This is a genomic window from Massilia puerhi, from assembly GCF_009861485.1.
This window is the reverse complement of the sequence record NZ_WOFW01000001.1, coordinates 214,531-235,809: the sequence shown is the minus strand read 5'-3', so window position 1 is coordinate 235,809 and position 21,279 is coordinate 214,531. Positions and strand designations below refer to the sequence as shown.

The following is a 21,279-nucleotide window of genomic DNA, read 5'->3' as shown; positions in this document are numbered from 1 at the left end:
CGGGCCTCGGTGCGTCTTATTGCGCCTCGCGCGGCGGCTCGAGGCTCTTGCTGTAGTAGCCCGACGGGTCGAAACAGCAGACCCGCTTCTTGCCCGATGCGAGCATGTCGACGGCATCGGCGATGCGGCTTGCGCGGGTCCTGGCCTGCCTGGCCGATTCGATCCAGTGGATCCAGTCGATGCGGGCGATGGTGGTGGTGGCGTTCCAGCTGGCCCTGGCCGGCGCCGATGCGGCGAGCGCTTCGCCGAACTCGGGCGGCATGTCCGGTTCAGCCTCGGTCGGGGATGGAGAAACATCGAGGCTGACGCTGTCTCCGATCGCCACGCCCGCATCCTTCATCAACTGCGCCGGCAGCTTGAACCAGTGGCTCAACTGGCCGTCGGGCTCCAGCACGGCCTGGAACGCTCGTCCATTGAGCGTGCCTTGCATGCTGGTCCTGCCGCGTCGCGGGAATGCGTCACTGACCGCCTTCGGCAGGACCACGAAGGCCCAGTCATCCCCGCCCGGTGGAGCAGCGGGACGGCGCAAGCTTGCTGTAAAGCGCAATTCGGTGTGGGCATCTTCCATGGCGGCTCCGCTTGGCGACCATCGCAGTGTAGGTAGGCAGTTCGGCCACTGTCAATGCCGGCGCCTGCACATCAGCGCCGCTGCGTGACGTGCGCCTCGCGCAGCGGCCGCCAACCCAGCCGCGCTTCGATGGCGCGCCGGTAGGCGGTGTCGATATGGGCCGGCGTGCGCCGGATATAGTCTTCGGCCGCCGCGCGCTGTTCGCCGCTGCAGCCCTCCAGCCATGCAACCACCTGGTCCGCCGTCGGCACGTGGCCGTTGCGGCCATCGAACTTGGGCGGAATCGCCGTCCAGACCGCGGCGTCGATGCGGCGCGCGCGCAGCCAGGCCTTGACGCGCGGGTCTTCGCGGGCGCCATCCACGGCGGGAATGCTGCCGATCCACTCGGGCCGTTCAAGCGTGATCTTCTCGCGCGCGCCCAGCATCGCGCGGGCGTGATCGAGGTCGGTGGTGGCGAGATAGGCCCAGTAGGTCGGCGCCAGGCGCGCGCGTTCGCACAGCACCAGCGCCAGCTCGGGGCTGTCGTCGCTCTGGCGCGCGAATTCGAGGGGAAGCGGCGGGCCGCCGGGGTGCCAGCCGGAGGCCAGCTTGAGACCCTGGGGCTTCCACAACAGCGAGCCCCAGGCGATACAGACGATGTTCATGAAGGTAGGCCGGCAGTGAAAAAGCCAGTCTAGCCGGTCAACCGAAATCGGCGAGCACGGCTAGTCTTCCTTGGCGTCCTTGGCGTCCTTGCCCGCCGCGGCGCCGAACAGGCGGTCCTTGGCCGACAACAGCTTCTGCACTTTGGAACCCATCTTCATCAGCTGCGACATCGATTCGGGCGACAGGCGCTGCAGGTCGTCGAACCAGTTGTTGGCCAGGTCGACCAATTCATGCATCTCGCGCATGCGCTCCTGGGCGAACTGGTCCTCGGGCGTCTTGGCATTGGCCATCAGCGATTCGCGCAGCACCGACAGGGTGGGCGCCACTTCGCGCCGGCGCCGCTCGGCCGCGACCACGCGGAAGATTTCCCACACGTCGCCCAGCGAGGTGAAATACTCGCGCCGGTCGCCGGGGATGCGCGACAGGCGCACCAGCCCCCAGGACTGCAGTTCCTTGAGCCCGATGCTGACGTTGGAGCGCGAGATGCCGAGCTTCTCGCCGATGTCGTCGGCATGCAGCTGTTCCTCGGTCACGAACAGCAGGGCATAGATCTGCCCCACCGTGCGGTTGATGCCCCAGCGGCTGCCCATCTCACCGAAGTGACTGACGAATGTGTGGACCAGTGGCGTCATGATTGAGAGCTTTTCGATACTTTTGAAAGAGGGATTATCCCACGTGATGCCGACCTGCACACGGCATGTCGCACCATGACAGGGCAGGGCACTGCCAACAGATGCGTAATTCCCGACCAAGCCACTCGTCTATCCTGACAAACCCGGCGTTTCGGTGCATAATTTCACTGTTTTCTGAAAATTCAAAAGATTTAGAAGGTTTGACGTCAGCCAGGCAGCACGGCAAAGCATCGGCTTCACCGCAGAACTGAACACCATGAACGCGCAACGCAACCGCTCCCCCGTCCTCTGGCTCGCCGTCCTGGCGCTCCTGTGGGGCGTGCTTGCACCATCCCTCGGGTCGACCCTGGCCACGCACGAGGGCCAGGCCTGGACCGAAGTCTGCACGGCGACCGGCGCCCGGCTGGTGGCGCTCGACCCCGCTGGCGCGACCCAGGACCAGGCCATCCACCCCGGCATGCATTGCCCGGCCTGCGTGACCCCATACGACCTGGCCGTGGTTGCCCATCCGCCGGGCAGCCTGGTGCTGCACGACGCCTCGCGCGAGCGCATCCTGCGTTGCGACTGGTCGATCCTGCCGCCGGCCGCCGCCATCCGCAGCGCTCACCGCAGCCGCGCCCCGCCGTTGCCGGCCTGACCCGGTTCCAACGCGGCTTCGCCGCATCCGATCATCCATCTGGAGAAGAGCATGCTTCGCCGCCAAGGCCGTGGCCCGGCCACGCACGTCCCTGCACCCCGCAACGCCACTGTCGCGATGAGCGCGGCGGCCCTGCTATGGATACCGCAGGCAGCGCTGCTGGCCTGGGCGGTACAGCGGCTGGCCACCGGCGCCGGGCTGGCCGAGATGCTGCTGCCGGCCGGCGCCTACCTGGCATTGGGCGTGCTGCGCGCCAGCAGCGAGGCCTGGGGCGCGCGCCGCCTGTTCGCGGCCGCGCGCCCGCAGCTGGCGACCTTGCGCAACCAAGCAGCGCAAGCGCTGGCGGCGCGCTCGCCACTGGACCGCGAGCGCCTGGCCAGCGGCCGCGCCGCCAGCGCGCTGGCCGAGCAGGCCGAAGCCGTGCTGCCCTGGCTGCTGCGCTACCAGCCGGCGCGCATGCGTACGCTGCTGGTGCCGCCGCTGATCGCGCTGGCCGTGCTGTATTACTCGTGGACCGCGGCCCTGATCCTGGTGCTGGCCGCACCCCTGATTCCGGTCTTCATGGCCGTCATCGGCTGGCGCGCCAAGGCCGCCAGCGAGGCGCAACTGCAGGTCATCGGCGGCATGAGCGGCCTGCTGCTCGACCGCTTGCGCGGCTTGTCGACCCTGCGCGCCCTGGACGCGGTGGACGCCACCGCGCAGCGCGTGCGCGCCAGCGCCGACAGCGTCCGCGCCAGCACCATGCGCGTGCTGCGCATCGCCTTCCTGTCGTCGACCGCGCTGGAACTGTTCTCGGCGCTGGGCGTGGCGCTGGTGGCGGTGTATGTGGGCTTTCATTTATTGGGCGAGATCGGTCCGGGCAGCTGGGGCGTGCGCCTGAGCCTGGCCGAGGGCCTGTTCATCCTGCTGCTGGCGCCAGCCTTTTTCGAGCCGCTGCGCGAACTGGCGGCGGTGTGGCACGACAAGGCCGCGGGCGAAGCGGCGCTGGAGGCACTGCAAGAACTGCGGCATGCCGGCCTGGCGCTGCCGGGTGCGCTGGCGCCGCAACAGCAGCCAGCGCGCCCCGGTCACGCACCGGTCGCGCCGTCGGTCGATATCGAAGGCCTGCGGTTCCTGCACCCCGGCGAAGCGCCGCTGTTCGACGGCGAAGACCTGTATGTCGGCGCCGGCGAGCACGTCGCCCTGGTCGGCCCCAGCGGCAGCGGCAAGACCACGCTGCTGGCGGTGATCGCCGGCCTGGCGCCCGCCAGCGGCGGCGCCGTGCGCATCGGCGGCGTGCCGCTCGATCGGCACTCGGCCGCCGGCCTGCGCGCGCGCATGGCCTGGATCGGCCAGAAGCCGCATGTGTTTTCCGGCTCGGTGCGGGCCAATGTGTCGCTCGAGCGCGACGGCATCGACAGCGCGGCGGTCGGCGCCGCCATGCGTCGGGCGGGCCTGGGCCATGTGGGCCACGCGACGCCGGGCGCCAGCCTGGGCGAGGGCGGCCTGGGACTGTCGGGTGGCGAGCTGGTGCGCCTGGCGCTGGCGCGCGCGATGTGCGCGCCGCAGGCCGGCCTGTTGCTGGCCGACGAGCCCACGGCCCACCTCGACCACGACACGGCCGCCGGCGTGATCGATGCCCTGGTGACGCTGGCGCAGGGCCGGACCCTGATCGTCGCCACCCACGACCTGACCCTGGCCGCGCGGCTGGGACGCGTGGTGCGCATCGGCGAACCTTTCACCAAACGGAGCGCGGCATGAAATCGCACGATGACCTGACACTTATCCTGGCCCTGTTCCTTCGCACCGGCGGGCGCCGCATGGCGCTCGGCGCTTTCCTTTCCACCCTGGTGGTGCTGGCCGGGATGGCGCTCCTGGGCATCTCGGGCTGGTTCATCACCGCCACCGCGCTGGCCGGCCTGGCCGGGGCCATGTTCAATGTGTTCCTGCCGAGCGCCACGATCCGCCTGCTGGCGCTGGGCCGCACCTTCGGCCGTTACGCCGAGCGCATCGTGACCCACGACGCCACGCTGGGCGTGCTGGCCGCGCTGCGCGAACGCCTGTTTCTCGGCTGGGCCGCTCCGCAGGCGGCGCGCGCCTTGCTGCGCCGTCCCGCGCGCCTGCTGTTTCGCCTCACCGGCGACATCGATGCGCTCGAATCGATCTATCTGCGCCTGATCGTGCCGGCCGTCGCGGCCCTTGGCGCGGCGCTGCTGGCCGGCGTGGTGCTGGCCAGTCTCGACTGGCGCCTGGGGCTGGCGATCTGCACCTGGCTGCTGGCCTTCGGCTGGGGCACGGGCGCCGTCGTCGCCCGCCTGGCGCGGCCGCTGGCGCTGCGCCGCGCCCAGGCGCTGGAACGGCTGCGGGCGCGGGCGATCGACCTGGTCGCCGGCCAGACCGACCTGGCCATGGCGGCACGCCTGCCGGCCCAGTGCCAACGGCTGGCGCGCACCGACGGGCAACTGGCGCGCCAGGATGCCGCGCTGCAGCGCCTGGACACCGGCGCCGGCTGGACCTATGCGGTCGGCGGCCACCTGACCGTGGCCGCGACCCTGCTGGCGGTGGCCGCGCTGGGATTGCCGGCGCCGGCCGCGGCGCTGGCCCTGCTGATCGCCCTGGCCGCGCTGGAACCATTCGCCGCGCTGCGGCGCGGCGCCATCGAGGCCGGCCGCAGCTGTCTGGCGGCGCGCCGGATCGCGCCGCGCCTGCGACCGCAAGCCAATGCCGGCTTCGCCCCCGGCGCGCCCGGGATCGACGAGGCGCTGCTGCTGTGCGACGCCAGCGTGGCGCATCCGGGCCGCGCGGGCGCCGCCCTGCACGAGATCAGCCTGCGCATCGCGCGCGGCGAGCGGGTGGCCGTGGTCGGCGCCAGCGGGGCCGGCAAGTCGACCTTGCTGGGGCTGGTCGCCGGCGAACTGGCGCCGCACGCGGGACAGGTGAGGGCCTTGCCCGCCACCTGGCTGACCCAGCGCACCGAACTGTTCCAGGACAGCGTGCGCGACAACCTGCGCCTGGCCGATCCGCGGGCGGGCGACGAGGCGCTGTGGAATGCGCTGCGCGGCGCCGGCCTGGAAGTCGACGTGCGCATGCTGGCGCGCGGCCTGGACACCGCGCTGGGCGAGGGCGGCCTGGGCCTGTCGGGGGGCCAGTCGCGGCGCCTGGCGCTGGCGCGCCTGCTGCTGTGCCGGGCCGACCTGTGGCTGCTGGACGAACCGACCGAGGCGCTCGACGCGGCCACCGCCGCCGACGTGCTGGCGCGCCTGCAGCGTCATGCCGGCGCACGCACGGTGTTACTCGCCACTCACCTGCGGCGTGAGGCTGAACTGGCCGACCGCCTGCTGGTGCTGCGCGCGGGAAGGCTGGTCGCCGATCACCGGCGCGGCACACATGGATTCGACGCGGCACTCGGCGCGCTGCGTCCCGACTGAAACACCACCATCGATTCATTGAAGAAGAAAGGACTCCACCATGGATCTCGACGTCGTCGGGCTCTCCCGACTGCAGTTCGCCCTCACGGCGCTGTATCACTTTTTGTTCGTCCCCCTGACACTGGGGCTGTCGATGGTCATCGCCATCATGGAAACCGTGTACGTGATGACCGGCCGCCCGATCTGGCGCCAGATGACCAAGTTCTGGGGCGTGCTGTTCGGGATTAACTTCGCGATCGGTGTCTCCACCGGCCTGGTGATGGAGTTCCAGTTCGGGATGAACTGGAGCTACTACAGCCACTATGTCGGCGACGTGTTCGGCGCCCCGCTGGCCATCGAAGGCCTGATGGCGTTCTTCCTCGAAGCGACCTTCGTCGGCCTGTTCTTCTTCGGCTGGGACAGGCTGTCGAAGCGCCAGCACCTGATGGTCACCTGGTTGACCGCGATCGGGACCAACTTCTCCGCCCTGTGGATCCTGATCGCCAACGGCTGGATGCAGAATCCGGTCGGCGCCATGCTCAATCCGCAGACCATGCGCATGGAAGTAACCGACTTCGGCGCGGTGCTGACCAATCCGGTGGCGCAGGCCAAGTTCGTGCATACGGTGTCGGCCGGCTACGTGATCGCCGCGCTGTTCGTGCTCGGCGTCTCGGCCTGGTACCTGCTCAAGGGGCGCCATATCGAGCTGGCCAAGCGCTCGATGACGGTGGCCGCCGCGTTCGGCCTGGCCGCCTCGCTGTCGGTGGTGGTGCTGGGCGATGAAAGCGGCTACCTGGCCACCGAGCACCAGCACATGAAGCTGGCCGCGGTCGAAGCCATGTGGGACACCCAGCCGGCGCCGGCCGCCTTCACCGCGGTCGGCTTTCCCGACCAGGAAGCGCGCGAGACCCATTATGCGATCCACATCCCGTGGGTGATGGGCCTGATCGGCACCCGCTCGATCTCGACCGAGATCCCGGGCATCAACGACCTGGTGGCGCTGGCCGAGGTGCGCGTGCGCCAGGGCATCCTGGCCTATGACGCGCTGGAACGGATCCGCGCGCTTGGCGGCAAGGGGCCGGTGCCGGCCGAACTGCAGGCCCGGTTCGAAGAGCACGGCAAGGTGCTGGGCTATGCGCTGCTGCTCAAGCGCTATGTCGACGATCCGCGCCAGGCCACCGAGGCGCAGATCAAGCAGGCCGCCAACGACACCGTGCCGCAAGTGGCGCCGCTGTTCTGGTCGTTCCGCATCATGGTCGGCCTGGGCCTCTATTTCATCGTGCTCACCGCCGTCTTCTTCTGGCTGTCGGCGCGCCGTCGCCTCGATGCCCATCCGTGGCTGCTGAAGATGGCGGTGTGGTCGATCCCGCTGCCCTGGGTCGCCGCCGAAGCCGGCTGGATCGTGGCCGAGCTGGGGCGCCAGCCATGGGCCGTCGAGGGCGTGCTGCCAACCGCGGTCGCGGTCTCGAACGTCGGCATCCAGACCGTCCTGACCACCTTGCTCGGCTTCGTGGTGCTGTACACGATCCTGATCGTGGTCGAGATGAAGCTGATGCTCAAGGCGATCCGGAAGGGCCCTGACACCGAGGTCGGGTATTCCCCGGGCGTCCACAGCCCCCTGGTCGGCAGTACGCCGGCAATGCGCACCGCGCCAATGATCACTGCGGAGTAAACCATGATTCTTCATCTGCTTCTGGACTACGACACCCTGCGTGTCATCTGGTGGGCGCTGCTGGGCGTGCTGCTGGTCGCCTTCGCCGTGACCGATGGCTTCGACCTCGGCACCGGCACCCTGCTGCCTTTCGTGGCCAAGACCGACCTCGAACGGCGCGTCGTGATCAACACCGTCGGCCCGGTCTGGGAAGGCAACCAGGTCTGGCTGGTGCTGGGCGGCGGCGCCATCTTCGCCGCCTGGCCGCAGCTGTACGCGGTCTCGTTCTCGGGCTTTTACCTGGCCATGGCGGCCGCGCTGCTGGCGCTGGTCCTGCGCCCGGTCGCCTTCAAGTACCGCAGCAAGCGTGACAGCACGCGCTGGCGCGCTACCTGGGACGCGGCCCTGTTCGTCGGCGGCTTCGTGCCGGCCCTGATCTTCGGTGTCGCCATGGGCAATGTGCTGCAGGGCGTGCCGTTTCGCATCGCACCCGATATGCAGATCTTCTACGAGGGCGGCTTCTTCGGCTTGCTCAATCCGTTCGCGCTGCTGTGCGGCCTGGTGTCGGTGGCGATGCTGGTGATGCACGGCGCCGCCTGGCTGGTGCTCAAGACCGACGGCCTGGTAGCCAGCCGCGCGCGCGCCTGGGGACTGCGCGCGGCGCTGGCCACCGTGTTGCTGTATGCCGTGGCCGGCGTGCTGTTGTGGAATGTGGTCGACGGCTACCGCATCACGGGCGAACTGGTGACGGCCGGGCCGTCGAACCCGCTGTTCAAGACCGTGCAGGCGAATGTGGCCGGCACCTGGTTCGGCAACTACGCGGCCCATCCCTGGACCCAGCTGGCGCCGGGCGCCGGCATCGTCGGTGCGCTGTCGACCTGGCTGGCGCTGGCCAGGCGCAAGGAAGGGCTGGCCATGCTCACGTCGAGCCTGTCGATCGCCGGCATCGTGCTCAGCGTGGGCGCCTCGATGTTCCCCTTCATCCTGCCGTCGTCGATCCAGCCGCAGGCCAGCCTGACGGTGTGGGATTCGTCGTCCAGCCACCTGACGCTGTTCATCATGCTGGTCTGCACCTGCGTGTTCCTGCCGCTGATCGTGATGTACACCAGCTGGGTCTACAAGGTCTTGTGGGGCAAGGTGGATGCGGACGACATCAGCGGTGGCAAGGGCCACGCCTACTAATCAAAGAGAGAGGACAGCATCATGTGGTATTTCGCCTGGTTGTTGGGACTGCCGCTGGCGGCGGCTTTCGGCGTGTTGAACGCGATGTGGTACGAGTTGATGGAGGATGCGGCGGTCGCCACCGCAGCGGTCAAGCAAGAGGAAGCGTCGGTACTGCCGGCGCCGGAACGGCAGGAACGCCAGCGCGCCTGAGGCAGGCGACGACAAGACGCGGTGCCGGTCCAAGCGCGTCTTGTCATCACCCTGTCAAAGTAATTCGACAGTATTCGAACCGTGGCCCGGCGGCGTGACCGCCGTGGCCTTCGCGTCGAAACCACTTACTGTCAGCATGCAAACCAATATCGCCATCGCAGCGCTTGCCGCGCTCGCCCAGGAATCGCGCTTCGCCGCCTTCCGCCTGCTGGTGCAGGCCGGTCCCCAGGGCCAGTCCGCCAGCAATATCGCCGCCGCGCTCGACATGCCGGCCTCGTCGCTGTCTTTCCACTTGAAGGAGCTGACCCATGCCGGGCTGGTGTCGCCGCGCCAGCAGGGGCGCTACGTGATCTATGCGGCGCGCCTGGAGACACTGCAACGCCTGATGGAGTTCCTGTCCACGACTTGCGGCAGCGCTGGTGCGCAGTCGATGCAGGATCGGCTTGCTTCGGTATGATGGATGTGCGCCGGATGAGCCGGTGCACATCCATCACGAGGAAGGCGATGACACCGCAACGCGTGCAATTGAGTCGCAAGAAGGGATGGCGCATGCCGCCCAATACGATCTCCGTGGCCCGTCCCGGCCGTTGGGGCAACCCGTACTCGGTGTTGCCCGATGTGGCACCGGGCACGTTGGTCGGCCGTTATGTGGCGATGCCGACGGTGGAAGAAGCGGTGGCCGCCTACCGCCGCTGGCTGCGCGAGGATTCCACCGGACGCCAGCTGGCGCAAGAAGCGCAGAACATCCTGCGTGGTCACCACCTGGCCTGCTGGTGTCGGCTTGACAAGCCTTGCCATGCGCAGGTGCTGCTCGATCTTGTCAACGGTGATTGAACCCAGGCGCAACCTGGCATCGTGCCCCGAGAAGCTACCCTGGACAATCGGGTAGCCATGACCAGCCAGTCACCGCCCCGTCATTACTTGGCGGCGGTCACGTTGCCAATCCCGGTCACCGAGCGGCTGACCGACTGCGGCTTGCCGTAATACGTCAGGTTGCCCAGGCCCTGCACGCTGGCATTGAGCCGTTTCTTGGCGTGCACCGACACGTCGCCGATGCCCATGAAGCTCACGTCGGCATCCTGGGCCACCAGGTCCCTGGCCACGACTTCGCCCACGCCCTGGGCGTTCAGGCGCAGGTGGCCCACGCTGCCATTCATCTGCAGGCTGCCGGCGCCGCGGTAGTTGACGTCGAAGCGCTCGCCGCGAATATTATTCAGGATCATCTGGCCGGCGCCTTCACCGCGAAAGCTCGCCAGTTCGGGCATGGTGACGATGACCCGTTCGCCGTCCTTGATATTGACGTTGCTGCTGCGCTTGTCCTCGAAGCCCAGGCGCAGTTCGCCGTCCACGACCTCGGTCGTGACGCGCTCGATGAATTTCTCGCTGCCCTCGACCCGCACCGAATGCGCCTTGCCCACGTCGACCACCAGGTTGACCGGGCCGCGCGCATCGATGGTCTTGAATGGCGTCACGCCGCGCACCTGCTCGGCGGCCTGGGTCGAGAGCGAAGCGAGGGCGAGAAGGGCGGCGATGGCTACGCGTTTCATGATGGTCTCCAGTAAGTTGATGAGACCATTCTAGGGAGCGCGTCCTTGCGCCGCGCGCCCCGTGCGATGGACTGCATAAAACCGTGCCTGAACTGCGCGGATACCGGAATCAGTCGGCATCAATGCTTGGTCGCCAGGAACTCTCCCTTGCCGACTGGTACCAGGCTGGTACTCCAGCCGGAAGCGCAGCGCAGCGCCTGCATGAAGGGCGCCAGTTCCTGGGCATGCGAGGTGGCGTTGTCGACCACCACCAGCCCACCCGGACGCAGGATGCGCTCGAGCTGCGGCAGCCAGCCGAGGTAGGCGCCGCGCTCGGAATCGAGGAAGACCAGGTCGAAGGATTCGTCGGCGCTGCTGGCCAAAAAGTCGGCCGCCTGGCCCTCGACCTGCACGATGCGCTCCTGCAGGCAGGCGCGCGCAAAGTTCTCGCGCGCCATGGCGACCTTGGCCGCCGACAACTCGACCGTCGTGACCGTGCCGTTGATGCCTTTCGCGGCATCGGCCAGCCACAAGGTCGAATAACCGTTCGAGGTGCCGATCTCGAGGACGCGGCGGGCGCCCATTGCGCGTACCAGCACGGCCAGGAACTCGCCGGTGTCGTGGGTGATGTTGAGCAGGCGGCGCGCGCGGTTGTCGGGCGATGCATCATGCGTAAGGCCGAAGGTTTCGAGTTCCTTCAACAAGGCTTTGAGTGAAGTAGGCAACATTGTTCTCCTTTTGACACGAGAAATCGATCCGCACGATTGCGCCGGTGCTAATATTGTCGAAGAGATAAGGCTATAATCTTTTCGTCTATAAGCAAGCCACTATCATGCACATCTCAACCGTTACACTACCTGAAATGAAGCTCGCCGGGCTGCCTGTCGCAGGGCCCGCCTCGGTGCTGGAAACGGAGTTGCCAGAGATCTGGAGAAACTTCCTCGCCCGCGAGGCCGAACTCGGCGAGACCGATGGACTGCACTACGGCTTTCGCATGCCCCAATATGGCGGCGTCAAGCTCGAATGCATTGCGGTCCAGGTCTCCGACCTGAACAATCTTCCGCCAGGCATGATCGGCATCCGGATCCCTGAACGCCGCTACGCGCTGATGACCCACCGCGGTCCGATGGTGCACGCGCAGGCCAGCACCGTGACCGGTATCGCCACGATGGAACAGCTGGGCATGGAAGAAGACGAGGATGGCATCCGCCTGCAGCGCTACGATCGCCGTTATACGCCGACCAGGGATGACGATGCGCGGCCTGACAATGCCTACGACATCCTGATTCCCCTGTATCGCTGAGCCGCCAAAAAAAATGCAGGCCCATGCATGGCCCTGCATCAGGAATTGGTGCCGGTATGTTTCCCGACCGCCGGCGCCGGTAGGGCGGTTTGCACCGCCGAGTGCCCTTCCCTAGGAGCACTTGCATTGTGCCTCTACAATGTGACGTCTTTTTGACGAACCACACTTTATTTGTTTCTGATTGTTTCCATTTGTAAATCGCGTGGATAATACTTCTTTTGCGGTCGCCATGGCCGTCAGCAAAAGGAGCTTCACGTGCAAGAGCAAGACCACGGACCCGCATCGTCCACCCCACCCGACAGCCCCGCGCGCCGGCGCATCTTCCAGGCTGCCGCCGCGGTCGGCGCCGCGGCGACCCTGCCCGCAATGCGCGAGGCGGCAGCGGCCCCCAAGCCTGCCGCCAAAGGGTCGCTCGACGCCAAGCTGCGCACCCACGTCAAGAACGTGGTCGTGATCTACCTGGAAAACCGCAGCTTCAACAACCTGTTCGCCGACTTCCCCGGCCTGGCCGCGCCCTTGGCCAGCGTGCCGGCGGCCAGCTTCCAGCAACGCGACCGCGACGGCTCGATCCTGCCCACCTTGCCCAAGACCTGGGGCGGCGTGGTGCCGGGCCGCCAGAACATCGGCGGCAAGGACTACATCACTACCGAAGCCCAGTCGGCCAACCTGCCCAACGCGCCTTATGAACTGACCGACCCTGAAGGCAAGCCACTGCCCGAGGGAATTATCACGCGCGACCTGGTGCACCAGTTCTATCACAACCAGATGCAGATCAATGGTGGCAAGAACGATTGCTTCGCCGCCTGGTCGGATGCCGGCGGCATGGTGATGGGCCATTATGGCGAGACGGCCAAGAACCTGGGCCTGTACCAGATCGCGCGCGAGTTCACGCTGTGCGACAACTTCTTCATGGCGGCGTTCGGTGGCTCTTACCTGAACCACCAGTTCCTGGTCAGCGGCCGCGTGCCGGAATACTTCAACGCCGCCGCGACCGCCGCCAAGACCAAGATCGCGGTGCTCGACGACGGCCCGCAGGGCGTGCGCCTGACGCTGGCCCCCGATTCGCCCAAGTCCGCGCTGGAAGGCAAGCCGAAGTTCGTGCGCAACGGCGCGATGACGCCGGACGGCTATGCCGTCAACACGATGGCGCCGCCATACCAGCCGAGCTGGGTGCGTCCGGCCTTCGATGGCGACCCGCTGCACGCCGACCCGGCCGACGCTTCCGTGTTGCCAGCGCAGACCTACGACACGATCGGCGACCTGCTGTCGAGGAAGGGCGTGAGCTGGGCCTGGTATGGCGGCGGGATGCAGGCGGCGCTCGACGGCCGCGGCGCCGGCGACAAGCCGAACTTCCAGTACCACCACCAGCCCTTCAATTACTTCAAGCAGTTCGCGCCGGGCACCAGGGAGCGCGCGCAGCACTTGCGCGACGGCGGCCTGGGCGACAGCCCGATTTCCAACAAGTTCATCGCCGATGCGGTGGCGGGCAAGCTGCCGGCGGTGGCTTTCTACAAGCCGCAGGGCAACCTGAACCTGCATGCCGGGTATTCGGACATCGAGTCAGGCGACGCCCACGTGGCCAATATCGTCGAGCACCTGAAAAAATCGCCGCAGTGGAAAGACATGGTGGTGGTGATCACCTTCGACGAAAACGGCGGCTGGTGGGACCACGTGGCGCCGCCGCAGGGCGACCGCTGGGGCCCGGGTTCGCGCATCCCGGCGATCGTGGTGTCGCCGCATGCCAAGCGCGGCGCGGTCGACCACAATTTCTACGACACGACCTCGATCCTGCGCTTCATTACGCGCTTGCACGGCCTGCCGCTGCTCGAGGGTTTGGCGTCGCGCAACGCCGCCTTCGAGGCGCGCGGCGCGCGCCCGCCGGGCGACTTGACGGCGGCGCTGAGCTTCCGCTAACGCATGACCAGGCTGGCTTTTTTTGTAAACTTGCTTGTCGGCTAACGCGCGCTAGTCTTGAACACGCAGGACTACACTTGGCTCATCCAACTAACTCAACGGAGAGTCACCATGCAAAAGAATCACATCCTCAAGCGCCTGATGGCGGTATCGGTTGCGGCAGCCATGTTCGGTGCGGTCGGCGCGCAGGCGCAGACCAGCCAGCCAGCCGGCGCCAGCGGCACCGCAGCCAGCGCCGATAGCGCCGCCAAGCTGACCGCCGCCGACCGCAAGGCGATCATGGATATGGGCATGTCGAACATGGCCGAGGTCGAAATGGGCAAGCTGGCGCAAAGCAAGAGCCAGAACGCAGAAGTAAAAGCCTTCGCACAGAAAATGGTCGATGACCACGGCAAGGCGCTGACCGAGGTGCAAACCCTGGCCCAGTCCAAGGGCGTGACGCTGCCGACCGAGCTCGACGCCAAACACAAGGCGATGGCGGACCGGCTTGGGAAGCTGTCGGGCGATTCCTTCGACAAGACCTATGTCAAGCAGGGCGGTGTGGGTGCGCACAAGGAAACCCTGACCAAGCTGCAGGCGGCCTCGAAAGGCGCCAAGGATCCTGACGTGAAAGGCCAGGTCGACAAGATGCTGCCGGTTGTCCAGGAACACCTGAAACATGCCGAGCAACTGGCGCAGGGTAAATCGGGCAGCACCGGCAGTTCGGGCGCCGCCGGGCATACCGGTTCCAGCCACTAAGCCTTCACCGGGCCGGGCGCCGCCGTGCGCAGCGGCGGCTCGGTCTTCCACTTGCCTTCGATGCGGTCGATCGCGATCTCGATCCCGACGATGGCCCCCAACAGCGCGGCGGTATACGCGGGCGGGGCATCGTCCACCGACCACGGATCGGGCAACGCCGCTTCCTGGTGATCGGTCTGGCGCTCGACCAGCGCGCGCAGCCAGGCCGGATCGTCGATCGCGCGCAGCCGGCCGTGCACGTGCACCACCTCGTAGGTCCAGGTCGGGACCACGCGGCCATTCTTCTCGACCTTCTCGATCCGGTCCGGCGTGGCATAGCCGGACGGCCCGCGAAACACCACCAGCACCTCCTGGCCGGCGCGCCGCCATACCGGATTGCCGCGCGCCACGTGGGCGCGCAACACGCCTTGTTCCCGCAGCAGCGCGAACGGCAGGTGGTCGGCGTCCGGTGCGCCGTCGTCGTGCGTGACCAGCATGCCCAGCGGATGGTTGGCGATCAGGGCGTGCATCAGCCCGGTGTCGGTCTGTGTGAAGCGGGCCGGACAATACATTTAGTGGCGCTCCAGGATGACGATCTCGCTGTTGAGCGAATTGGCGATATAGCAGCGCTCGTGCGCCAGGTGGTGGATGGCGGCCAGCTCCCGGGCATCCGGCTGGCGCTCGCCGGCAAAGGCGATGGCGGGACGCAGTTCGATGCGGACCATGGCCATCCGGCCCCTGGCGTCGGCGCCAAGCAGGCCGCGCGCGGCGTCGTCATAGCGCTCGACCACGAATCCCTGCTGCGCCGCGATCGACAGGAAGAACAGCATATGGCAGCTCGCCGCCGCCGCCACCAGCGCTTCTTCCGGATCGACGGCGGCCGGGTCGGACATCGGCAACGGCACCGATAGCGGAGAGGAAGAGGCCGGGATACTCAGGCCGCCATCGAAATGCCAGGCGTGGGCGCGGCTGTAGCGGCCGCCCTGAACGTCCTGGCCGGCGCGCTGCCATACGATGCGGGCATCGAACTGTTGCATGCGGGACTCACGGGAATGGTTGATCGAGACCCATATTTTAGGCGCCCGTTTGGCTTGCCGAAATAGCCAATTCCATGGAAGATGGGCGTACCAATCTGTCTTCATCCGCCATGCATGTCCACGACCTGATCGGCGCCACGCCGCTCGCGCGCGGCGGCGCCACGCCGCTGTTCCGCCAGCTGTATACGCGCCTGAAGGACGCCATCCTGCAGGGCGCGCTCGCGCCCGGCGCGCGCCTGCCGGCCACGCGCGAACTGTGCCGGCTGCTCGGCGTATCGCGCCAGACCGTGCTGGCGGCCTATGACCAGTTGACGGCCGAAGGCTACCTGCGCGGCGGCGTGGGGCAGGGCACCTTCGTCGACGAAGCCTTGCCGCTGGCGCGCCAGGCGCCGGCGTCATCCGCGCCCGGGCTGCTGCGCGCGCTGCCGGAGCGCGGCGCGGCGCTGGCGACCGCCATGGCCCGCATCCGCCTCTACGATGGCCCGCTGCGCGCCTTCCGTCCCAGCATGCCGGGCCTGGACCTGTTCCCGTTCGACCTGTGGCGCAAGCTAGAAGCGCGCCACTTGCGCAAGTCAAGTTTCCACCTCGGCCCCTACCTCGGCTATGGCCCCGCCAACGGCTACGCGCCGCTGCGCGAACTGCTGTGCGCCTACCTGCGCGCCTCGCGCGGCGTGGCCTGCACGCCAGAGCAGATCGTGATCACTTCGGGTTCGCAGCAGGCGCTGTACCTGCTGGCCCAGCTGCTGCTGGCGCCGGGCGACGAAGTCTGGGTCGAGTCGCCCGGCTACCAGGGCGCCTGCGCGCCGATGCGGGTGGCCGGCGCCCGCATCCGCACCGTGCCGGTGACGCGCGAAGGCATGGACGTGGCCTATGGCGCCAGGCATTACCCGGATGCGCGCCTGGTGTTCGCCACGCCCTCGCACCAGCTGCCGCTGGGCGCGACGATGAGCCTGGCGCGCCGGCTGGAACTGCTGCGCTGGGCCGCCGCCAGGCGCGCCTGGGTGATCGAGGACGACTACGACAGCGAGTACCGCTACACCGGCCCGCCGCTGGCCTCGATGCAGAGCCTGGACCGCGCCGGCTGCGTGGTCTACGTCGGCACCCTGTCGAAGGTGCTGTTCCCGGCGCTGCGCCTGGGCTATGTGGTGGCGCCGCCGGCGCTGGCCGAGCCGCTGGCGCGCGCCAAGGCGGTCATCGACATGCACCATGCGATGCTGCCGCAGGCGGTGCTGGCCGACTTCATCGCCGAGGGCCATTTCATGCGCCATATCCGGCGCACGCGCGACGCGTATGCCGAACGGCGCGCCACGCTGATGGCGTCGCTCGGGGAGCGGCTGGGCGAGCGGCTGGCGTGCGGGCCGGCCGACGTCGGGCTCGACCTGTGCACGCATTTCAGGCCGGATCGGAAGGGACGCATTCCGAATGAGGCCGCAATCGCGCGGGCCGCCGGCGAGGCCGGCATCGAGCTGCGCCCGCTCGGGTACTACGCGAACGCGGCGGCCACGCCCGAGTGTGCGGTGGCGCCGGGGCTGTTGCTGGGATTTTCGGCGGTCAAGCCGGAAGCGATCCGCAAGGGTGTCGAGGCCCTGGCGCGGGTGATCGAGGGACAGTGGCCGCGCAGGTAGCGCTTCACCTGAGCCACGGGTAGGCCGCCAGCCAGCGTCCCAGCTCATTGTCATTGGCGCACCCGAGCTTGTGGAAGATATTGGCGCGGTGGGTCTCGACCGAGCGCGGCCCGCACGGCGGCACCAGCACCCGCGCGATCTCCTTGTTGGGCTGCCCCAGGCCGACCAGGCGCGCGACCTCGCGCTCGCGCGGCGTCAGGTCGTCCCACAGCCGGCTCGCCTGGCCGCGCGAACGGGCTTCGGCGATCGCGCCCGGCAGCTTGTCGAGCAACTGCTGGGTGTCCGGCTTGGCCACCCAGTCCCAGGCGCCGCGACGCACCGCCTCGAGGGCCATCGGAATGTCGCCATGCCCCGACAGGAACACCGTCACCAGTGGACTGTGCGCCGCCCGCAGCCGTTCGAACACGGCCAGCCCGCTCATGCCGCCCATGCGCAGGTCGAGGATCACGCATCCCGGCTGGTTCGGGTCGACCGCATCGAGGAAGGCTTCGCCGGAATCGAAAGGCTGCACCGCCAGTCCTTGCGAGAACAGCAGGAGCAGCAGCGAGCGGCGCAGGGCTTCGTCGTCGTCGACGACATACAGTGTGAGCGGAGTGTCTTTCATGGGACGATGGGCAGGATGAATGAGAAAGTGGCGCCGCCATCGGCGTCGTTCACGACCGTCATCGAGCCGCCATGGGCTTCGATGATGGTGCGGCAGATGTTCAGGCCCAGGCCCAGGCCGTCGGGCTTGGTGGTGAAGAAGGGGGCGAAGATCTGTTCGAGCTGGTCGTCGGCAATCCCCGGCCCCTGGTCGCTGACGCTGATGCGTATGCCCTGTGCGACGCGACGGGTGGCCAGCATGATGGCGCGGCGATGCCGTGGCTGGCCCTGCATCGCCTGCGCCGCGTTATGGATCAGGTTGGCCAGCACCTGCTCGAGCAGGACCGTATCGCCACGGACCTTGACGGTGGGGTCTTCCAGCATCAGGCGCAGCGCCACCCCCTCGCGTTGCAGTTCCGGCTTGAGCAGTGCTTCGGCATGGTCGATCACGGCGCCGATGGCGAGGGTTGCGTAGTCGGCGCGCTGTGGGTTGATCATGGCGCGCACCCGCTTGACGATCTCGCTGGCGCGCCGCGATTGGCCGACGATGTCGTCCAGCGCCCCGGCCAGCATGGCCGGATCGCCGCGGGCGGCGAGGGCGCGCGCGGCGATCGCGAAATTGGACAGCGCCATCAAGGGCTGGTTCAGTTCATGCGCCAGGGTCGACGCCATTTCGCCGGCGCTGGCCAGGCGCGCGCTGCGCTGCAGGCGCAGTTCCTGGTCGCGCTGGCGCGCCTCGGCCTGCTTTTGCGCGGTGATGTCGACGATCGAACTCATCCACCCGCGGTGCACGCCATCGCCATCGATCAGGGGCGCGGTGTACACCATGGTGAGCACGTCGTGCCCGTCCTTGTGCCGGATGCGCGACTCGAAGCCGCACGGCGCGGCCCGTCCCTGCAGGGCGTCGTCGCTTTCGCGCGCCTGCTTATCCAGGTCGTCGGGGTGCCAGTAGGGATAGGGCGGCCGGCAGCCGAGCAGTTCGTCCGACGAGTAGCCGACCATCGCGCAGAACGCCGGGTTGACGTAGATGATCTTGCCCTGCGGGTCGCGCGCGCGCATTCCCACCAGCAGCGAATCCTCCATCGCCTTCTGGAACGCGTGCGCCTGCTGCAGGTCGCGGGTGCGCTCCTGGACCCGGTGCTCGAGTTCGAGCCGCGCCGAGCGCTGTTCGGCATAGCGCCGCTCGCGCAGGCGCCAGTACAGCACCCCGAGCAGCAGCAGCGCCACCGCCAGCGTGCCCAGGGCCAGCGCCAGGCGCCGCGCCTCGCGCACCTCGCGCATGTCTTCGGTGACGGTCAGGGTCCAGCCCAGCCCGGGCAGCGGGGTATCGAGGGCGAGATAGTCGCGCGGCCGTCCGCCGCCGCTAGTCCGAATGACAAACCCGGGCACCTCGTCGCGCACCCGGATGGTCCAGGGCAGGACGCCGAACTGGCGGCGCGCGCCGTACTGGCCGTGGTCCGCGATCCAGGCCGCATCCGCCGCGGAGACCGGCTTGACGGCGCGGAACAGCCATTCGGGCACCCCGCTCAGGAACACGACGCCGCGGCTGTCCCGCAGGAGCACCGGATTGGCGCCATGACGCCAGGTCTGCTCGAGCGGATCGAGGCTGATCTTGACGACCATCACGCCGATCATCTCGTTCCCCGCACGCACCGGCTGCGCGATGAACAGGCCGGACTGGCCGGTGGTCAGGCCCAGGCCGAAGAACAGGCCGCGCCGTCCCGCCACCGCATCCTCGAAATAGGGGCGCTGGCGATACGATTCGCCGACAAAGCTCGATGGCAGGTTCCAGTTGCTGGCGGCGATGGTCACCCCCTCGCGATCGATCAGGAACAGGGCGGCCGCGCCCGTGGTCGTCTGCAAATCGGCGAAATAGGCATTCACGCGCGATTGCAGCGCCGCGTCATCCGGCGCCAGCAGCAGTTGCCGCACGTCGGGGTGGCGCGCCGCCGCGTGCGGCAAGAAGTCGTGTTTTTCCACCAGGCCGCGCAGGCCCAGCACGTGCGCCGCCGTCGCCTGCTGCAGCGCATCCATCTTGGCCTGCAGTTCGCGCTGCTCGGCCCAGTAGCCGGCGCCGAAGATCAGCGCCAGCGCCGTGGCGACGGCGAGCACGGTGCGCCAGGGATGTCGTTTGAACAAGGATGACATCGAAAAGCCCTTGGCCAAAAGCGCCAACGATAGCAGTTGTGCCGACCTAGCGCGGGGTTCTCCGTATTTTTACGGAGGCCGCCGCGCCAGCATTGCGGATGTGCCGGCCCCAATCGGTGCCGACAATGGGATCTCTAGAAGAGGAGACAGCATGACGACAACCATCAGCAATCCAATCGGCGGCGCACAGCCGCAGGCCGCCGAACCCATTTCTGGCTCGCGCCTGCGCGCCATCTTCGTCGGCTCGGCCGGCAACCTGGTCGAGTGGTTCGACTTCTACTGCTACGCGGCGTTCGCCCTGTACTTCGCCAGTTCCTTCTTCCCGGCCCAGGACCCGACCGCCCAGATGATGTCGACCGCGGGCATCTTCGCGCTGGGCTTCTTCGTGCGTCCGATCGGCGGCATCCTGTTCGGCCACCTGGGCGACCGCCATGGCCGCAAGGTCGCCCTGATGGCTTCGGTGCTGCTGATGTGCGGCGGCTCGCTCCTGATCGCCTGCGCCCCGACCTATGCCACCGCCGGCATCCTGTCGCCCTGCATCCTGCTGCTGGCGCGCCTGCTGCAAGGCCTGAGCCTGGGCGGCGAATACGGCGCCAGCGCCACCTACCTGTCCGAGATGGCGGACTCGAAACGGCGTGGCTTCTACGCCAGCTTCCAGTACGTGACGCTGATCGGCGGCCAGTTGCTGGCCCTGGTCGTGCTGCTGGTGCTGCAGCACTTCCTGCTCACCGACGAGCAACTGCGCGCCTGGGGCTGGCGCATTCCCTTCGTGATCGGCGCGCTGCTGGCGCTGATCGCCCTGATGATGCGCCACGATATGCCCGAAACCCAGTCGTTCGAGAGCGCGCGCAAGAAGGCCAGGCCGATGGGTGGTCTCAGACAGCTGGCCCAGCATCCGAAGGAAGTGCTGCTGGTGGTCGGCCTGACCATGGGCGGCACGCTGGCGTTCTACGTCTACACCGTGTACATGCAGAAGTTCCTGCGCCTGTCGGTGGGCTTGAGCGACTCGCAAACCACCGCCGTCTCGGCCGCATCCCTGCTGTTCGCCATGTGCCTGCAACCGCTGTACGGCGCGCTGTCGGACCGCATCGGCCGCCGTCCGCTGCTGGTGGGCTTCGCGCTGCTGGGGACGATTTTCACCGTGCCTTTGCTGACCGCCATCCGCAACGCCAGCGGTCCGTGGGAAGCGTTCGGACTGATCGCCTGCGCCTGGATCATCGTCTCGGGCTATACCTCGATCAATGCGCTGGTCAAGGCCGAGATGTTCCCGGCCTCGATCCGCGCCACCGGCGTCGGCGTGCCGTATGCGTTCGCGGTGTCGGTGTTCGGCGGCACGGCCGAGTACGTCGGCTTGTGGTTCAAGTCGGTCGACCTGGAGTCGGGCTTCTACTGGTATGTCACCGGCGTGATCGCCTGCACGCTGGTGGTGTGCTGGTTCATGCGCGATACGGCGGCGCATTCGAAGATCGATGCGGAGCTGCGTGGGCATTGATCCGATGCTTGCTCATACTTTTGCCTTCGTTGTGATGGCATC

Annotated in this window: 22 protein-coding genes; 13 read left to right on the top strand and 9 right to left on the bottom strand. The window is 67.8% G+C overall.

What is annotated here, in order from left to right:
• Window positions 1-16 precede the first annotated feature (16 nt).
• From GNT67_RS01015 to GNT67_RS01005, 3 genes are all read right to left on the bottom strand, one after another.
• Entirely contained in the window at window positions 17-568 is a 552-nt protein-coding gene (locus GNT67_RS01015; protein ID WP_159627762.1) for a YdeI/OmpD-associated family protein, read from the bottom strand.
• Between the two features lie 71 nt (window positions 569-639).
• The gene (locus GNT67_RS01010; RefSeq protein WP_159627760.1) at window positions 640-1,212 is read right to left on the bottom strand and encodes a hypothetical protein; all 573 of its coding nucleotides are present in this window, start codon (window positions 1,210-1,212) and stop codon (window positions 640-642) included.
• Window positions 1,213-1,272: 60 nt separating this feature from the next.
• The gene (locus tag GNT67_RS01005; protein ID WP_159627758.1) at window positions 1,273-1,845 is read right to left on the bottom strand and encodes a GbsR/MarR family transcriptional regulator; all 573 of its coding nucleotides are present in this window, start codon (window positions 1,843-1,845) and stop codon (window positions 1,273-1,275) included.
• A 256-nt stretch (window positions 1,846-2,101) separates the two neighbouring features.
• On the opposite strand from GNT67_RS01005, the gene GNT67_RS01000 reads away from it, so the two are divergent.
• The 8 genes from GNT67_RS01000 to GNT67_RS00965 all read left to right on the top strand — a co-directional run bounded on the left by GNT67_RS01000 (window position 2,102) and on the right by GNT67_RS00965 (window position 9,727).
• A complete protein-coding gene (locus tag GNT67_RS01000) occupies window positions 2,102-2,482 on the top strand; it encodes a DUF2946 family protein (RefSeq protein WP_159627756.1) in 381 nt (126 codons plus the stop codon).
• Between the two features lie 51 nt (window positions 2,483-2,533).
• Complete coding sequence (cydD, locus tag GNT67_RS00995; protein ID WP_159627754.1) at window positions 2,534-4,222, top strand: thiol reductant ABC exporter subunit CydD; 1,689 nt, start codon at window positions 2,534-2,536, stop codon at window positions 4,220-4,222.
• Window positions 4,219-5,889: an amino acid ABC transporter ATP-binding/permease protein gene (locus tag GNT67_RS00990; protein WP_159627752.1), complete on the top strand. Its 1,671-nt coding sequence runs from the start codon at window positions 4,219-4,221 to the stop codon at window positions 5,887-5,889. The genes cydD and GNT67_RS00990 overlap by 4 nt, the downstream gene beginning before the upstream one ends.
• 40 nt (window positions 5,890-5,929) lie before the next feature.
• The gene (locus GNT67_RS00985) at window positions 5,930-7,540 is read left to right on the top strand and encodes a cytochrome ubiquinol oxidase subunit I (RefSeq protein WP_159627750.1); all 1,611 of its coding nucleotides are present in this window, start codon (window positions 5,930-5,932) and stop codon (window positions 7,538-7,540) included.
• Window positions 7,541-7,543: 3 nt separating this feature from the next.
• Window positions 7,544-8,701 carry a cytochrome d ubiquinol oxidase subunit II gene (gene cydB, locus GNT67_RS00980; RefSeq protein ID WP_159627747.1) on the top strand — a complete coding sequence of 386 codons (1,158 nt, stop codon included), beginning with the start codon at window positions 7,544-7,546 and terminating at the stop codon, window positions 8,699-8,701.
• Between the two features lie 21 nt (window positions 8,702-8,722).
• Window positions 8,723-8,893 carry a cytochrome bd-I oxidase subunit CydX gene (gene cydX / locus GNT67_RS00975; RefSeq protein WP_159627745.1) on the top strand — a complete coding sequence of 57 codons (171 nt, stop codon included), beginning with the start codon at window positions 8,723-8,725 and terminating at the stop codon, window positions 8,891-8,893.
• A 136-nt stretch (window positions 8,894-9,029) separates the two neighbouring features.
• Window positions 9,030-9,350, top strand: coding sequence for an ArsR/SmtB family transcription factor (locus GNT67_RS00970; protein ID WP_159627743.1), 321 nt, complete (start codon window positions 9,030-9,032; stop codon window positions 9,348-9,350).
• A gap of 47 nt (window positions 9,351-9,397) precedes the next feature.
• Window positions 9,398-9,727, top strand: a complete 330-nt coding sequence (locus tag GNT67_RS00965; RefSeq protein ID WP_159627741.1) for a DUF4326 domain-containing protein — start codon at window positions 9,398-9,400, stop codon at window positions 9,725-9,727.
• Between the two features lie 83 nt (window positions 9,728-9,810).
• Here GNT67_RS00965 and GNT67_RS00960 read toward each other — a convergent pair whose 3' ends face one another.
• Both GNT67_RS00960 and GNT67_RS00955 read right to left on the bottom strand, forming a co-directional pair.
• Window positions 9,811-10,440: a head GIN domain-containing protein gene (locus tag GNT67_RS00960; RefSeq protein WP_159627739.1), complete on the bottom strand. Its 630-nt coding sequence runs from the start codon at window positions 10,438-10,440 to the stop codon at window positions 9,811-9,813.
• Between the two features lie 119 nt (window positions 10,441-10,559).
• Window positions 10,560-11,147, bottom strand: a complete 588-nt coding sequence (locus GNT67_RS00955; RefSeq protein ID WP_159627737.1) for an O-methyltransferase — start codon at window positions 11,145-11,147, stop codon at window positions 10,560-10,562.
• Between the two features lie 104 nt (window positions 11,148-11,251).
• On the opposite strand from GNT67_RS00955, the gene GNT67_RS00950 reads away from it, so the two are divergent.
• The 3 genes from GNT67_RS00950 to GNT67_RS00940 all read left to right on the top strand — a co-directional run bounded on the left by GNT67_RS00950 (window position 11,252) and on the right by GNT67_RS00940 (window position 14,374).
• Window positions 11,252-11,722 (top strand): GyrI-like domain-containing protein, encoded by a 471-nt coding sequence (locus GNT67_RS00950; protein WP_159627736.1) that lies wholly within the window; start codon window positions 11,252-11,254, stop codon window positions 11,720-11,722.
• Between the two features lie 255 nt (window positions 11,723-11,977).
• Window positions 11,978-13,636, top strand: coding sequence for an acid phosphatase (locus GNT67_RS00945; protein WP_159627734.1), 1,659 nt, complete (start codon window positions 11,978-11,980; stop codon window positions 13,634-13,636).
• 111 nt (window positions 13,637-13,747) lie between these two features.
• Complete coding sequence (locus tag GNT67_RS00940) at window positions 13,748-14,374, top strand: DUF4142 domain-containing protein (RefSeq protein WP_159627732.1); 627 nt, start codon at window positions 13,748-13,750, stop codon at window positions 14,372-14,374.
• Here the strand turns inward: GNT67_RS00940 and GNT67_RS00935 are convergent.
• Window positions 14,371-14,925: an FMN-binding negative transcriptional regulator gene (locus tag GNT67_RS00935; RefSeq protein ID WP_159627730.1), complete on the bottom strand. Its 555-nt coding sequence runs from the start codon at window positions 14,923-14,925 to the stop codon at window positions 14,371-14,373. The two genes, GNT67_RS00940 and GNT67_RS00935, sit on opposite strands and share 4 nt — an antisense overlap.
• Window positions 14,926-15,390 (bottom strand): OsmC family protein, encoded by a 465-nt coding sequence (locus GNT67_RS00930; protein ID WP_159627728.1) that lies wholly within the window; start codon window positions 15,388-15,390, stop codon window positions 14,926-14,928.
• Between the two features lie 110 nt (window positions 15,391-15,500).
• Between GNT67_RS00930 and pdxR the strand changes: the two genes are divergently transcribed.
• On the top strand, window positions 15,501-17,015 hold the full coding sequence (gene pdxR, locus GNT67_RS00925; protein ID WP_159627726.1) for a MocR-like pyridoxine biosynthesis transcription factor PdxR: 1,515 nt from the start codon (window positions 15,501-15,503) through the stop codon (window positions 17,013-17,015).
• Between the two features lie 4 nt (window positions 17,016-17,019).
• Here pdxR and GNT67_RS00920 read toward each other — a convergent pair whose 3' ends face one another.
• Window positions 17,020-17,619, bottom strand: a complete 600-nt coding sequence (locus GNT67_RS00920) for a response regulator transcription factor (protein WP_159627724.1) — start codon at window positions 17,617-17,619, stop codon at window positions 17,020-17,022.
• Window positions 17,616-19,745, bottom strand: a complete 2,130-nt coding sequence (locus GNT67_RS00915; protein ID WP_159627722.1) for a sensor histidine kinase — start codon at window positions 19,743-19,745, stop codon at window positions 17,616-17,618. The genes GNT67_RS00920 and GNT67_RS00915 overlap by 4 nt, the downstream gene beginning before the upstream one ends.
• A gap of 151 nt (window positions 19,746-19,896) precedes the next feature.
• Here GNT67_RS00915 and GNT67_RS00910 point away from each other — a divergent pair, with 151 nt between their 5' ends.
• Window positions 19,897-21,237 carry an MFS transporter gene (locus tag GNT67_RS00910; protein ID WP_159627720.1) on the top strand — a complete coding sequence of 447 codons (1,341 nt, stop codon included), beginning with the start codon at window positions 19,897-19,899 and terminating at the stop codon, window positions 21,235-21,237.
• The last annotated feature ends 42 nt before the right edge of the window (window positions 21,238-21,279 follow it).